At 65.6% G+C, this 12,838-nt stretch carries 11 protein-coding genes; 8 read left to right on the top strand and 3 right to left on the bottom strand.

Annotation, left to right across the window (positions count from 1 at the left end; translation table 11 throughout):
• Nucleotides 1-12 precede the first annotated feature (12 nt).
• The 6 genes from I6F31_RS21330 to I6F31_RS21305 all read left to right on the top strand — a co-directional run bounded on the left by I6F31_RS21330 (nucleotide 13) and on the right by I6F31_RS21305 (nucleotide 5,285).
• Nucleotides 13-636 (top strand): HAD family phosphatase, encoded by a 624-nt coding sequence (locus I6F31_RS21330; protein WP_225151738.1) that lies wholly within the window; start codon nucleotides 13-15, stop codon nucleotides 634-636.
• Between the two features lie 158 nt (nucleotides 637-794).
• Nucleotides 795-998 (top strand): hypothetical protein, encoded by a 204-nt coding sequence (locus I6F31_RS21325; RefSeq protein ID WP_036009959.1) that lies wholly within the window; start codon nucleotides 795-797, stop codon nucleotides 996-998.
• Nucleotides 999-1,219: 221 nt separating this feature from the next.
• A complete protein-coding gene (gene glp, locus I6F31_RS21320; protein WP_225186061.1) occupies nucleotides 1,220-2,428 on the top strand; it encodes a gephyrin-like molybdotransferase Glp in 1,209 nt (402 codons plus the stop codon).
• Nucleotides 2,429-2,604: 176 nt separating this feature from the next.
• A complete protein-coding gene (gene lexA, locus I6F31_RS21315; protein WP_036009965.1) occupies nucleotides 2,605-3,306 on the top strand; it encodes a transcriptional repressor LexA in 702 nt (233 codons plus the stop codon).
• A 385-nt stretch (nucleotides 3,307-3,691) separates the two neighbouring features.
• Complete coding sequence (locus I6F31_RS21310; protein ID WP_025036527.1) at nucleotides 3,692-4,126, top strand: hypothetical protein; 435 nt, start codon at nucleotides 3,692-3,694, stop codon at nucleotides 4,124-4,126.
• A gap of 217 nt (nucleotides 4,127-4,343) precedes the next feature.
• A complete protein-coding gene (locus tag I6F31_RS21305; protein WP_225186060.1) occupies nucleotides 4,344-5,285 on the top strand; it encodes a GAF domain-containing protein in 942 nt (313 codons plus the stop codon).
• A gap of 6 nt (nucleotides 5,286-5,291) precedes the next feature.
• On the opposite strand, the gene I6F31_RS21300 is transcribed toward I6F31_RS21305, so the two are convergent.
• The 3 genes from I6F31_RS21300 to I6F31_RS21290 all read right to left on the bottom strand — a co-directional run bounded on the left by I6F31_RS21300 (nucleotide 5,292) and on the right by I6F31_RS21290 (nucleotide 9,775).
• Complete coding sequence (locus I6F31_RS21300; RefSeq protein WP_225147136.1) at nucleotides 5,292-7,571, bottom strand: ComEC/Rec2 family competence protein; 2,280 nt, start codon at nucleotides 7,569-7,571, stop codon at nucleotides 5,292-5,294.
• Nucleotides 7,572-7,694: 123 nt separating this feature from the next.
• On the bottom strand, nucleotides 7,695-8,081 hold the full coding sequence (locus tag I6F31_RS21295; RefSeq protein WP_225147137.1) for an SgcJ/EcaC family oxidoreductase: 387 nt from the start codon (nucleotides 8,079-8,081) through the stop codon (nucleotides 7,695-7,697).
• A gap of 17 nt (nucleotides 8,082-8,098) precedes the next feature.
• Nucleotides 8,099-9,775, bottom strand: coding sequence for a glutamine--tRNA ligase/YqeY domain fusion protein (locus I6F31_RS21290; protein WP_036025217.1), 1,677 nt, complete (start codon nucleotides 9,773-9,775; stop codon nucleotides 8,099-8,101).
• A 165-nt stretch (nucleotides 9,776-9,940) separates the two neighbouring features.
• On the opposite strand from I6F31_RS21290, the gene gltX reads away from it, so the two are divergent.
• Both gltX and gltA read left to right on the top strand, forming a co-directional pair.
• Nucleotides 9,941-11,368, top strand: a complete 1,428-nt coding sequence (gltX, locus tag I6F31_RS21285) for a glutamate--tRNA ligase (RefSeq protein ID WP_036025218.1) — start codon at nucleotides 9,941-9,943, stop codon at nucleotides 11,366-11,368.
• A 144-nt stretch (nucleotides 11,369-11,512) separates the two neighbouring features.
• Nucleotides 11,513-12,814 carry a citrate synthase gene (gene gltA / locus I6F31_RS21280; RefSeq protein ID WP_036009984.1) on the top strand — a complete coding sequence of 434 codons (1,302 nt, stop codon included), beginning with the start codon at nucleotides 11,513-11,515 and terminating at the stop codon, nucleotides 12,812-12,814.
• Nucleotides 12,815-12,838 lie beyond the last annotated feature (24 nt).

Here is a 12,838-nt window from a genome sequence, read left to right as displayed (position 1 = left end):
GAAAAGGACGCAATGACATCGCTCTCTCCCGGCAGCGCGGATGCGCTGCTGTTCGACCTCGGGCGCGTTGTGCTCGACATCGACTTCTCCAAGGCGATCGCCTGCTGGGCGGGACATGCCGGCTGCCAGCCCGAGGCCATCATCGCGCGCTATGTGCGCGACGAGGCCTACCGGTTGCACGAGATGGGCAAGATCAGCGATGGGGACTATTTCGCCTCGCTGCGGTCCTCGCTCGGGATCGGCATCTCGGATGCGCAATTCCTGGAAGGCTGGAACGCGATTTTCGCCGGCGAGATGCCTGATATCGCCGAGCTGCTGCCGCGCGCGGCGAAGCAGATGCCGCTCTACGCCTTCTCCAACACCAATCGGCCGCACGTCGACCATTTCTCGAAGGAATATGCCGGTCTGCTCGGCCATTTCCGCGAGCTGTATCTGTCCTCCAGCATCGGCCTGCGCAAACCGGATGCCGAGGCCTTCGACCATGTCGTGGCGGCGATCGGCGTGCCGGCCGAGCGCATCGTGTTCTTCGACGACCTCGCCGAGAACATCGAGGGAGCACGGGCGCGCGGCTTGACCGCCGTGCATGTCACCTCGCCGCGTGATGTCGGGAACGCATTGAAAGCACTGGGGATCTGAGCCGCGGGAAAGCCCGGAGCGCGCTCACTTGCCGGAACAAAAACTGCTGAAAATGTGGAACCTGATCACTTTGTGCATTTTTATACAGAGTTCCGGGAACGGAATACCACCCTTCGGACTCATGAGTCCGTTGGGACTTCTACATTGGACTGATCGACGTGCTGGGCAAGACCTATCTCACCAAGCAAGCCTCTCTCCTGCTCGAATTCGCCAGAACCACCTCGGATTCTGACCTCTCCGCCAAGCTGATCAGCAAGGCCGCCGACCTAAAATCCCAGGCGGACCCGCTGCCGGACAAGGATCAGGGTCCCAAGCCGCCCGACGTCGCGGACATCAGTCCGGGCGATCCGACGGGGCGTTGAACGATGTTGGCCGTGGCGCTCGTCATTCTCGTCCTTGCCATGGCAATCCTCGTTCCGGTCTGTCTCGCCTTCCGCATCATGCCGCGGCGGAGTTGAGCCGACCTCCTCCACCCCCTGCGACCATGCAGGATAGATCATCCCGCGTGCTGCTTTGCCTCACGGCTGCACTCGGCTAGAACTCTCGCCGCCCATTGACTGATGTGCTCAGCAGGAGTTCGCCCGTGGCCCTGATGCCGGTTTCTGACGCGCTCGCCGCGGTGTTGGCCGGCGTCGAGCCGCTGGCTGAACAGATGGTTTGCCTCGACGAGGCCTACCATCGTGTGCTCGCCGGCGATGTCGCGGCACGGCGCACGCAGCCGCCGGAGGCGATGTCGGCGATGGACGGCTATGCCGTGCGCACGGCCGACGCGGCCATCGATTCCAGGCTGACCGTCGTCGGCGAGGTCGCGGCGGGTCGGCCGTTCGCGGGAAGCGTCGGCCCCGGCGAAGCCGTGCGGATCTTCACCGGCGGCGTCGTTCCCGACGGCGCCGATGCCGTCGTGATCCAGGAGGACACGGCTGCCGACGGCAAGCATGTCACGATCAAGGAAGCCGCCATTTTCGGCCGGCACATCCGCCCTGCAGGCGTCGACTTCCGCGAAGGCGACGTGCTGCTGCGCAAGGGAATCCGCCTCACCGAGCGCGATCTCGCCCTCGCCGCCGGAATGAATCATCCGCATCTCGCCATCATCCGCCGCCCGAGGGTTGCCGTTCTCGCCACCGGCGACGAGCTCGTGATGCCGGGCACCACGCCTGGTCGCGGCCAGATCGTCTATTCCAACGGCTATGCCCTGCATGCGCTCGCCCGCAGCGAGGGCGCCGAGACCATCGACCTCGGAATTGCCGCCGATACACTGGAGGCGACGTCCGCCGGCATCCGCCGCGCGCGCGAGAGCGGCGCCGACATCCTGATCACGACCGGCGGTGCCTCGGTCGGCGACCACGACCTGGTCCAGCAGGCGCTCAAGGGCGAAGGCATCGCGATGGCGTTCTGGAAGATCGCGATCCGGCCGGGCAAGCCGATGATGCACGGTCGGATAGGCGCGATGCGCGTGATTGGCCTGCCCGGCAATCCCGTGTCGTCCTACGTGTGCGCCTTCCTGTTCATGGTCCCCTTGATTCGCGCCCTGTCGGGCCGTTCAGCGATTCATCATCGGCGCGAGCGCGCCGTGCTGGGCTGCGATCTCGCCGCCAACGACCAGCGCGAGGACTATCTGCGTGCGCGGCTGGAGGAGCGCGACGACGGCACGCGCGTCGCCCTTCCGGTCAGCCATCAGGACTCCTCCCTTCTTGCGAATCTCGCTGCGGCACAGGTACTTCTGGTGCGCGCACCGTTCGCGCCGAAGGCCGAGGCCGGCACGCCTTGCGAGGTGCTCCGGCTGCCCGTCTGAGCCGCCCAGCCACACGCATTCCGCGAGCTTGGCCGCGTTCACCATAAATTAAGCAGTTGCGGAACACATATCGAACATATAGTGTCCGTTCATGATTTGTTTCGAGGATGTAGCGGCTTAGTGCCGGCTTCATCGTGTCGGAATCGAACGACATCAACCGGGGGACTTTGGTCGAGATGTTGACGCGCAAACAATACGAGCTTCTGCGGTTCATCAGCGAACGTCTGAAGGAAAGCGGCGTGCCGCCGTCCTTCGACGAGATGAAGGATGCGCTCGACCTGCGCTCGAAGTCAGGCATCCATCGCCTGATCACTGCGCTCGAGGAGCGCGGCTTCATTCGCCGCCTGCCCAACCGCGCCCGTGCCATCGAGGTGATCAAGCTGCCCGAGCTCCAGGCCGCCGCCGGCAATCGCCGTGGCTTCACCCCGAGCGTGATCGAGGGCAATCTCGGCAAGGTGCGCGCGAGCTCCAGCCCGCCCGCGGACGAGGGCGAGCGCCCCGTCGCGGTGCCCGTGATGGGCCGCATCGCCGCCGGCACGCCGATCGAGGCGCTGCAGACCCGCAGCCATACCATCAGCGTGCCGCCGGACATGCTCGGCTCGGGCGAGCACTACGCGCTCGAAGTGCGCGGCGATTCGATGGTCGAGGCCGGCATCCTCGACGGCGACATGGCGCTGATCCAGCGCAACGAGACCGCAAATACCGGCGACATCGTGGTGGCATTGATCGACGACGAGGAGGCCACGCTCAAGCGCTTCCGCCGCCGCGGCGCCTCGATCGCGCTCGAGCCCGCCAATGCCGCCTACGAGGTCCGCATTCTTCCGCCGAACCGCGTGAAGATCCAGGGCAAGCTGATCGGGCTTTACCGGAAGTACTGATACGGGAAACATCAAGCGCCGCGCGCGTTTCGATCGGCATCGGCGATCCAGGATCGGAGCGGATACTTGTCCGCTCCGGCTGGACGGTTTCTCTGGTTCTGCGCCGGCTGTCCGGTCCATCTTCCCGCGCGACATTCCCCCGCGCAGGCGCGCAGCCATTTCTGCTTCGCCGGTAGAGTTGTGCCGGCAGTGCTGATAGCTCCGGCCGAATGCAAGGACGCGAGGTTTGTTCCTATCGAATCCGGGAAAGATAATGTGATCGCGCGCTGCGGACGCGAGCCGCAGATTTGCCCATAACCGAGCAGAGCGTTGTATGCTTCCACTCTGATAGAGGCCTGCGCCTCGAAAGAGACGCGGGTCGCTATCCCAGCATGAGGAGCACCCGATGTGTGACTACAGCCTGCATGCCGTCGCGACGCGCCCCGCCGAAGTCGGCGAGACGATCGTCACGACAACCTTCCGCGGCACCTCGACGCGCGGTTTCGCTTCCGAAGCCGATCCCTCCGTCGCGGTCTGTCTGCTGCCGGGGACGGAGCTCGCTTTCGCCGACAACGTCCGCTACGACAACCGCTGGATCTGGACGCGCACCGTGAACTCTCGCGTCGGCAAGTTCGGCAAGATCGACCCGCACATTCCCGATCGCCATCATGACGCGATCGAATTCCCCGACGGCAAATACGTGCTGGTGACGCAGCTCGTCGAAGGCCAGCGCGCGACCGTGCTGCAATTGCCGGTGACGCAGCCAGCCCCCGAGCGCGAGCACAAGCCGCAGATCGTCGCCGACACGCGGCCCACGATCACGCGCCTGCCGATCGGCTGACGCCCTTCGGCCGACAGGCCGAGCCCGGGATTGAAATTGCCGTCGCCGGCTGAGGCCGGCGAGCCCGGTGAGTTTGTGTTTCAGGACATTCGATCGGCGAGCCCACCGCCGCGCCTCGTCGTCGCACGAAGTTTGGGCCGTGCTGCCCGCATTTTGAACGTCCGCTCCGCAGCCAAATGACCGATGCTGTCGTGGTTTGAGGCGGCGGACACGCTCGATGAAGACCTTCATTCGCGTCGTTGAACTTTGGGTACCCGACCGGACGCGCATGCGGCTGGAATTCGGCGGCGGCCTCTACGACGATGGGCTGTCCGCGTTCAAAGCCGTCAGCGAAGAGCTGCACTTCGGATATGACGAGGGACTTCCCGGCAAGGCCTGGGCCTGTGGCCACCCCGTCATCCTCACGAAATTCGCCAACTCCTATTTCAAGCGGACCGATCAGGCCGCTGCGGCCGGCCTCACCTGCGGCGTGGCGGTGCCGGTGTTCGCGGGCGAATTCCTGCAAGCCGTGCTGGTGCTGTTCTGCGGCGACGACGAGGCGCATGTCGGCGCGATCGAACTCTGGCACAACGATCCTGATCTCTCGCATGAGATGGGGCTCGTCGATGGCTATTACGGCACCGCGGACATGTTCGAATTCAACTCCCGCCACACCAGATTTCCGCGCGGCTTCGGCCTGCCCGGACGCACCTGGAAGGCGGGCCTGCCGCTGATCATCAAGGACTTGCACGACGCCAAGAGCTTCCTGCGCTGGGAGGACGCCGCCAAGGTCGGGATCAATCTCGGCGTCGGCGTGCCCTACCGAACCGGTACCGACCAGACCTGGGTTCTGACATTCCTCTCCGCGCAGGCAACGCCGATTGCACGACGCTTCGAGATCTGGGTCCCGAACGAGGACCGTTCGGCGCTGGTCTTTCGCGCCGGCGATTGCAGCGCGCAGACCGACCTCGCCGCACGCTATGCGGCGCAGTCCATCGCCAGGGGCGAAGGCAGCATCGGCGGCGCCTGGGCCACCGGCATGCCCGCGCTCAACGACGATCTCACCTCTGACGGCTCGATCGCCGGCTCCGAAGCCTGCGCAGCCGGGCTGAGCCGAATGGTGGCCCTGCCGGTTATCGGCAACGGAAGGCTTGACGCCGTGCTGGCCTGGTATTTGTGATCCGCGTCAATCGTCGGCCTGCAAGTCGGCCTCCGATGGCGTTGCGTCCCGGTTGCGGGGCACGGCCGCCTTCGGCACGAGGCTGCCGTCGAAATCTCCCTCGCCGGCGCCGGCCGGCAGCCAGGGACGGCTTGCTCCCCTCGTCCTCACCGCCTGCACCGAAAAGCCCTCGCCGCGTCTCGTCAGAGCCAGTGCGCCCTGACTGGCAAGACGCGCCCGATCGACCACCATCGCCGCGCAATCGGGTGGCGCAGGCCGCGCCGTCACCACCAGCGCGGAGCGGCTGCAATCATCGGCCAGCGCGTCGATACGCGTCGCCAACGCGATCAGTCGTCCGTCCGCGAGCGGCGCCACGCAGCCGGACTCGTCACACGACACCCCGCTCGCCAACGAGGCGTTGCCGGCATCGCGCGGATCGGCATCGGCAGCCAACCACTCCTTCAGCAGGAAGCTGTCCTTGCTGGCGCGGATCACCTGCAAGCGCCCATCCCCGCCCCGGACCGCGACGCTCGCGCCATCCCCGGCAATCAGGATATCGGGCTGCCGCACCGACAGTCCCCAGAGGATCGCTGCCAGCAGCACCAGGGCGCCGGACCAGCGCAAGGGCGTGCGCAACAGGCCCATCACGATGAGCCCGAGGCTCGCTGCGATCAGCGGCGCGATCCCGAAGGCGGGAATGCGGCCGACGGCGCCCGGCAGGGCCGCCACCCAGCGCGCGACCAGGACCATCCACTCGATGCCGATCCCCATCAACCACCAGAACACGCCGTCGAGCCCGAAGGGCGCCGCGAGCAGCCCCAACAGCCCGGCCGGCATCACCAGCGCCGAGACCACCGGCATGGCGCCGAGATTGGCGAGCACGCCGTATGGGGTCACGCGATGGAAGTGGAAGGCGGCGTATGGCGTGGTCGCGAGCCCCGCGATCAGCGAGGCCAGGAACAGCATCGCGATCTCCCGGCCGCCCCACAACGCGATCCGCGCAGTCGCGGAATGATCGGGCGATGCGAGCAGGTTCGGCATGCCGATCTGCACCAGCGCCACCAGCCCGAGCGTTGCCGCAAACGACATCTGGAAGCTTGGATGCACCAACGCCTCCGGCGCGACCGCAAGCACGATCAGCGCGGCAACCGCCAGCGTGCGGAAGGTGATGGCGCGGCGGTCGACCATCACTGCGATCAGCACCACCGCCGTCATGAAGAACGATCTTTGCGTCGCAACCTCCGCGCCCGACAGCAACAGGTAGAACGCGGCCGCGACCAGCGCCGCGGCGGCCGACCATTTCTTGATGGCAGAGCCGGCCGCCAGCCCCGGGATCAAGGCCAGCAGCGCGCGCACCGCGAAGAAGACGACGCCGGCGACGACCGCCATGTGATAGCCGGAGATCGACAGCACATGGCCGAGTCCCGAGACGAACATGGCATCGTTCACGGGCGCGGTGATCGCATCGCGCCGCCCCGTGAGCAGCGCCGTCGCAATCGCGCGGTTGTCGCCTTCGAGCGTTGCGCGGATGCGCGCGTCGATCGCGTCGCGCAGGCCCTGCATGAAGGCGGCATAGCGCAGCCGCAGGCCGCCGCCATCCGGCGGTGTGGACGCCGTGATCGCGCCCATCACGAAGCCGGAGGCGCCGATGCCCTGGAAGAACATGTCGCGCGAGAAATCATAGCTGCCGGGGCGCACCGGCGAGATCGGCGGCATCAGCCGCGCCTTCAATTGCACGAAGCTGCCGACCTCCGGCGCCGTGCCCTTGCGCACCGAGAGGCGGACGCGCTCGAGCTTGACGTCGCTGCGCTGCGCCTCCATCGCGCTGACGCGCAGCACGAAGCGATCGGTGCGCTCGCGGATGTCGCGCGCTTCCACGAAGCCCGACAGCGACACCGAATAGAGCGGTTTTGCCAAAACGGTGTGCGCGATACGCGCGGTCTTCCAGGTCGCCACGGCAAAACCAGCCGCGACCGCCGCGAGCATGATGGCGGGCGCAAACAGCCGGCTCCGCCGGAGCAGCACCGCGCCGAGCATCAGCGCGATGGCTGTGGCGGCAACCACCCACAGCACCGGCTCATGATCGGCGGCGAAATAAAGCGCAATGCCGCCGCCGAAGGCGACCGGCACCCACGGCAACAGCCGGCCAGGCCCGGCCTCGCCCCGAGCCCATTGGCGCAGCGTCTCGATGATCGCCGGCCAGATGCCAAAGCCCACCGGCGCAAAACCGCCGGCCGGGGTAGCGCGGCCGACCGGCCACGTCCCGGCAACTCCCTGGGACCGTCCTGGCCGGCCCGGCTCCGCCATTCCCCTGCACCTTACGATACGCGACGGCTGCGGAGGCTACCGGACCGTGCGGCTGCACGAATAGCGGTACGGATCGGGAACAGGCGAAGAGCGCCCTACTTTTCTCCGGGCTGGCGCCCGTTGCTAGATCAGCGGCGCCTGCGAGGAGGCGTGGTGATTGACGATCTTCCACTCGCCGTCCTCGCGGATGATGACCCAGCTCATTTTGACGACGAGATCATCCCGCTCGCCCGCGAGATCGAACGTGATCTTCGCGGCCATGTTGATCAGATCAGGGCCGGCCTGCGCGGCGTGCACATCGGAGAACGCGGCGCTTGGCCTGCGCCAGCGCGGCAGGCCGTTGAAGTATTCGGCGACGCCGTCCCGGCCGCGATAGAGCTTCGGGTTGGAGCCGAAGAAGAATGCGTCCTTCGCATAGAGCGAGGACAGCGCGGCCGCATCGAGCGTCGCGAAGCCGGCGCACCATTTCGCGATGATGGCGGAAACGATGGCGTCGGCCTCGCTGCTCATGTCCTGCTCAGCCCTTCTCAACCCTTGGCGACTTCCTTCGCGAACGTGTCGCGCAGACCGATCGTGCGCGAGAACACCGGCTTGCCGGGCGTCGAGTCCTTGTCACGCACGAAATAGCCCTGGCGCTCGAACTGCATCGGCTCGGTCGAATTGCTCTCCGCAACGGACGCCTCGACCCGCGCATCGGCGAGGATCTCCAGCGAGTTCGGGTTGAGATCGGTCGCGAAGTTCGAGGCATCCGGGCTCGGATTGGCGAACAGCTGGTTGTAGATGCGGATCTCCGCCGGCTTGGAGGCCGCCGCCGGCAGCCAGTGCATGGTCGCCTTGACCTTGCGGCCGTCGGGCGCGTTGCCGCCCTTGGTCGCGGGATCATAGGTGCAGCGCAGCTCCACCACCTCACCCTTGTCGTTCTTGATCACGCCGGTACACTTGACGAAATAGGCATAGCGCAGCCGCACCTCGTTGCCAGGCGACAGGCGGAAGAACTTCTTCGGCGGGTTCTCCATGAAGTCGTCCTGCTCGATATAGAGCTCACGGCCGAACGTGATCTTCCGCGTGCCGGCCGAGGGATCGTCGGGATGATTGATCGCCTCGAGCTCCTCGGTCTGCCCTTCCGGATAATTCTCGATCACCACCTTGAGCGGCTTCAAGACCGCCATGCGCCGCTGCGCCGTGCGGTTCAGCTCCTCGCGGATGCAGAACTCCAGCATGCCGACATCGACCACGCTGTTGGCTTTGGCGACGCCGATGCGCTTGACGAACTCGCGAAGTGCAGCCGGCGGCACGCCGCGGCGACGCATGCCCGCCATGGTCGGCATGCGCGGATCGTCCCAGCCCGCGACATGGCCGTCGCGGACGAGCTGGGTCAGCACGCGCTTGGACAGCAGCGTATAGGTGAGATTCAGCCGCGCGAATTCGTACTGATGCGGCTGTGAGGGCACCGGCAGCTTCTCGATGAACCAGTCGTAGAGCGGTCGGTGGTCCTCGAACTCCAGCGTGCAGATCGAATGCGTGATGCCTTCGATGGCATCCGACTGGCCGTGGGCATAGTCGTAGCTCGGGTAGATGCACCATGCGTTGCCGGTGCGCGGATGGTGCGCATGCAGGATGCGGTACAGCACTGGGTCGCGCAGATTGATGTTGCCCGCGGCCATGTCGATCTTGGCCCGCAGCACGCGCGCGCCGTTGGGGAATTCGCCCGCCTTCATGCGGCGGAACAGGTCGAGGTTCTCCTCCACGGAGCGTTCGCGGAACGGCGAATTCTTGCCGGGCTCGGTCAACGTGCCGCGCGAGAGGCGGATCTCCTCCTGGGTCTGGTCGTCGACATAAGCGAGGCCGTCGCGGATCAGCTGCTCCGCCCATTCGTACAGGCGGTCGAAATAGTCCGAGGCGAAGAACAGGTTCTTGCCCCAGTCAAAGCCGAGCCAGCGCACGTCGGCCTGGATTGAATCGATATATTCCTGCTCTTCCTTGACCGGGTTGGTGTCGTCGAAGCGCAGGTGGCAGCGGCCCGGAAACTCCTGGGCGACGCCGAAGTTGAGTGCGATCGACTTGGCGTGGCCGATATGCAAGTAGCCGTTCGGCTCCGGCGGGAACCGGGTCACGATCTCCTTGTATTTGCCCTGATCGAGGTCGGCCTGGATGATGTCACGAATGAAATCGCGCCCAACCTCAGCTGCCACCGGTTCTATCATTACGAAAATCCTGTAGGGAAATCAGCGGTCCTTCTGCCAAATTCGCGTGGCCGCGCCAAGAGCTTACAAGAGCTTAAGCAAGGCCTGCCGGGTCCGCCGTCGCCCTTTAGTTATGTCCCGTTCCTGCTATACACCACCGCCTCCAATGCATAGGCCCTGCCAAGAATGTCCGATTCCGTCGTCACGCGCTTCGCTCCCTCGCCGACCGGCTTCCTCCATATCGGGGGCGCCCGCACGGCGCTGTTCAACTGGCTCTATGCCAAGAAGCACGGCGGCAAGATGCTGCTGCGGATCGAGGACACCGACCGGGAACGCTCCACGGAAGCGGCGATCGGCGCCATCCTCGACGGGTTGAAGTGGCTCGAGCTCGGCTGGGACGGCGAGGTCATCTACCAGTTCGCCCGCGCCGCCCGGCACCGCGAGGTCGCCGAGCAGCTGCTCGCCGATGGCAAGGCCTACCGTTGCTACGCCACCGCCGAAGAGCTCGCCGCCATGCGCGAGAAGGCGCGCAGCGAGGGGCGCACCCGCCTCTATGACGGCATGTGGCGCGACCGCGACGCGGCCACGGCTCCGAGCCACGTCAAGCCCACCATCCGCCTGCGCGCGCCGCAGACCGGCGAGACCGTGATCGAGGACCAGGTCCAGGGCCGCGTGGTCTGGCAGAACGAGAACCTCGACGATCTCGTCCTGCTGCGCGGCGACGGCAACCCGACCTACATGCTCGCCGTGGTGGTCGACGACCACGACATGGGCGTCACCCATGTGATCCGCGGCGACGACCACCTGATCAACGCCGCCCGCCAGAAGCAGATCTACGATGCGATGGACTGGGAGCTGCCCAGCATGTCCCATATCCCGCTGATCCACGGCCCGGACGGCTCGAAACTCTCCAAGCGGCACGGCGCGCTCGGCGTCGATGCCTACCGCGCGATGGGGTACCTGCCGGCTGCGCTGCGCAACTACCTGGTCCGGCTCGGCTGGAGCCACGGCGACCAGGAGATCTTCTCGACCGAGGAGATGATCGACGCGTTCGATCTCGGCAGCGTCGGCCGCGCCGCCGCCCGCTTCGATTTCGCCAAGCTGGAAAACCTCAACGGCCACTACATCCGCCACGCCGACGATCAATCGCTCGTGAAGATGTTCGAGGACGTGCTCGACCACGTCGTGCCGAGCCGCGACGAGATCAAGGCCAAGTTAAACGACACCACGCGCGCGCAGCTGCTCAAGGCCATGCCGGCGCTCAAGGAGCGCGCCAAGACATTGATCGAGCTGATCGACGGCGCCCATTTCATCTTCGCCGACCGGCCGCTGGCGCCGGATCCCAAGGCGCAGGCGCTGTTGACGCCCGAGAACCGCAAGCTGATCGGCCAGCTACATTCCGCGCTGGAGAAAGTCGAGACGTGGAGCGGCGCCACCACCGAGGCCGCGCTGCGCGCCTTTGCCGAGGAAAATAGTCTCAAGCTCGGCGCGGTCGCCCAGCCGCTTCGGGCGGCGCTCACCGGACGGACGACGTCCCCTGGTATATTTGAGGTTTTGGAGGTGCTTGGACGCCAGGAAAGCCTCGGCCGGCTTAGGGATCAGTCTACGACGTAAGTCGACCATGCGTGCGGCGATCTTGCAGCGCACATAGCAATAATATACCCATCTCCCCCACATTCTGGAACATCCGGCCTGCCCCCATGGTCGCCCTGGGGGTCTCCGGCTCCGGCCCGTCTCACCACACATCGGGGACCTCTGATGGACGCAAAAGAAAGCCCAAAGACCGCGACGCTGACGGTCGGAAACAAGAATTTCGATCTTCCGATCCTCAGCGGCAGCGTCGGGCCTGACGTCATCGACATCGGCAAGCTCTACGGCCAATCCGGCCTGTTCACCTACGATCCGGGCTTCACCTCGACCGCGAGCTGCCAGTCCAAGATCACCTATATCGATGGCGACGCGGGCGTGCTGGAATACCGCGGCTACCCGATCGAGCAGCTCGCCGAGCACGGCGACTTCCTGGAGACCTGCTATCTCCTGCTCTACGGCAACCTGCCGACCGCCGCCCAGAAGAAGGATTTCGACTACCGCGTGACCCATCACACGATGGTGCACGAGCAGATGGCCCGCTTCTTCCAGGGCTTCCGCCGCGACGCCCATCCGATGGCGATCATGGTTGCGGCCGTCGGCGCGCTGGCCGCCTTTTATCACGACTCCACCGACATCAACGATCCGAAGCAGCGCATGATCGCCTCCATGCGCATGATCGCGAAGATCCCGACGCTGGCTGCGATGGCCTACAAGTACACCGTCGGCCAGCCCTTCGTTTATCCGAAGAACTCGCTCGGCTTTGCCGAGAACTTCCTGAACATGTGCTTCGCGGTGCCTTGCGAAGACTACAAGGTCAGCCCGGTGCTCGCCGACGCGCTGGAGAAGATCTTCATCCTGCACGCCGACCACGAGCAGAACGCCTCGACTTCGACGGTGCGCATCGCCGGCTCCTCGGGCGCCAACCCGTTCGCCTGCATCGCGGCCGGCATCGCCTGCCTCTGGGGCCCGGCCCATGGCGGCGCCAACGAAGCCGCGCTGAACATGCTCTATCAGATCGGCACGGTCGACAAGATCCCCGAGTTCATCGCCAAGGTGAAGGACAAGAATTCCGAAGTCCGCCTGATGGGCTTCGGCCACCGGGTCTACAAGAACTACGATCCGCGCGCCAAGATCATGCAGAAGATGTGTCATGCCGTGCTCAAGGAGACCGGCCATGGCGACGATCCGATGCTGAAGGTGGCGATGGAGCTCGAGAAGATCGCGCTCAGCGACCAGTACTTCATCGACCGCAAGCTCTACCCGAACGTGGACTTCTATTCGGGCATCACGCTGAAGGCGATGGGCTTCCCGGTCTCGATGTTCACCGTGCTGTTCGCGGTCGCCCGCACCGTCGGCTGGATCAGCCAGTGGAGCGAGATGATCGAGGATCCCCAGCAGAAGATCGGCCGCCCGCGCCAGCTCTACACCGGCGTCGCCAAGCGCGATTACGTGCCGATCGACAAGCGCTAACGTCAGGCCATCACGCCTTTCGCA

The sequence above is a fragment of the Bradyrhizobium sp. NBAIM01 genome, from assembly GCF_020194115.1.
Taxonomy (GTDB): Bacteria; Pseudomonadota; Alphaproteobacteria; order Rhizobiales; family Xanthobacteraceae; genus Bradyrhizobium; species Bradyrhizobium yuanmingense.
This window is presented reverse-complemented; position numbering and strand designations above follow the sequence as displayed.

Coding starts and splice junctions, on each gene's coding strand:
- gltX (WP_036025218.1), top strand. CDS start 9,941: ATGTCCGATTCCGTCGTCACGCGCTTCGCTCCCTCGCCGACCGGCTTC.
- I6F31_RS21310 (WP_025036527.1), top strand. CDS start 3,692: ATGTGTGACTACAGCCTGCATGCCGTCGCGACGCGCCCCGCCGAAGTC.
- I6F31_RS21305 (WP_225186060.1), top strand. CDS start 4,344: ATGAAGACCTTCATTCGCGTCGTTGAACTTTGGGTACCCGACCGGACG.
- gltA (WP_036009984.1), top strand. CDS start 11,513: ATGGACGCAAAAGAAAGCCCAAAGACCGCGACGCTGACGGTCGGAAAC.
- lexA (WP_036009965.1), top strand. CDS start 2,605: ATGTTGACGCGCAAACAATACGAGCTTCTGCGGTTCATCAGCGAACGT.
- I6F31_RS21300 (WP_225147136.1), bottom strand. CDS start 7,571: ATGGCGGAGCCGGGCCGGCCAGGACGGTCCCAGGGAGTTGCCGGGACG.
- I6F31_RS21330 (WP_225151738.1), top strand. CDS start 13: ATGACATCGCTCTCTCCCGGCAGCGCGGATGCGCTGCTGTTCGACCTC.
- I6F31_RS21290 (WP_036025217.1), bottom strand. CDS start 9,775: ATGATAGAACCGGTGGCAGCTGAGGTTGGGCGCGATTTCATTCGTGAC.
- I6F31_RS21295 (WP_225147137.1), bottom strand. CDS start 8,081: ATGAGCAGCGAGGCCGACGCCATCGTTTCCGCCATCATCGCGAAATGG.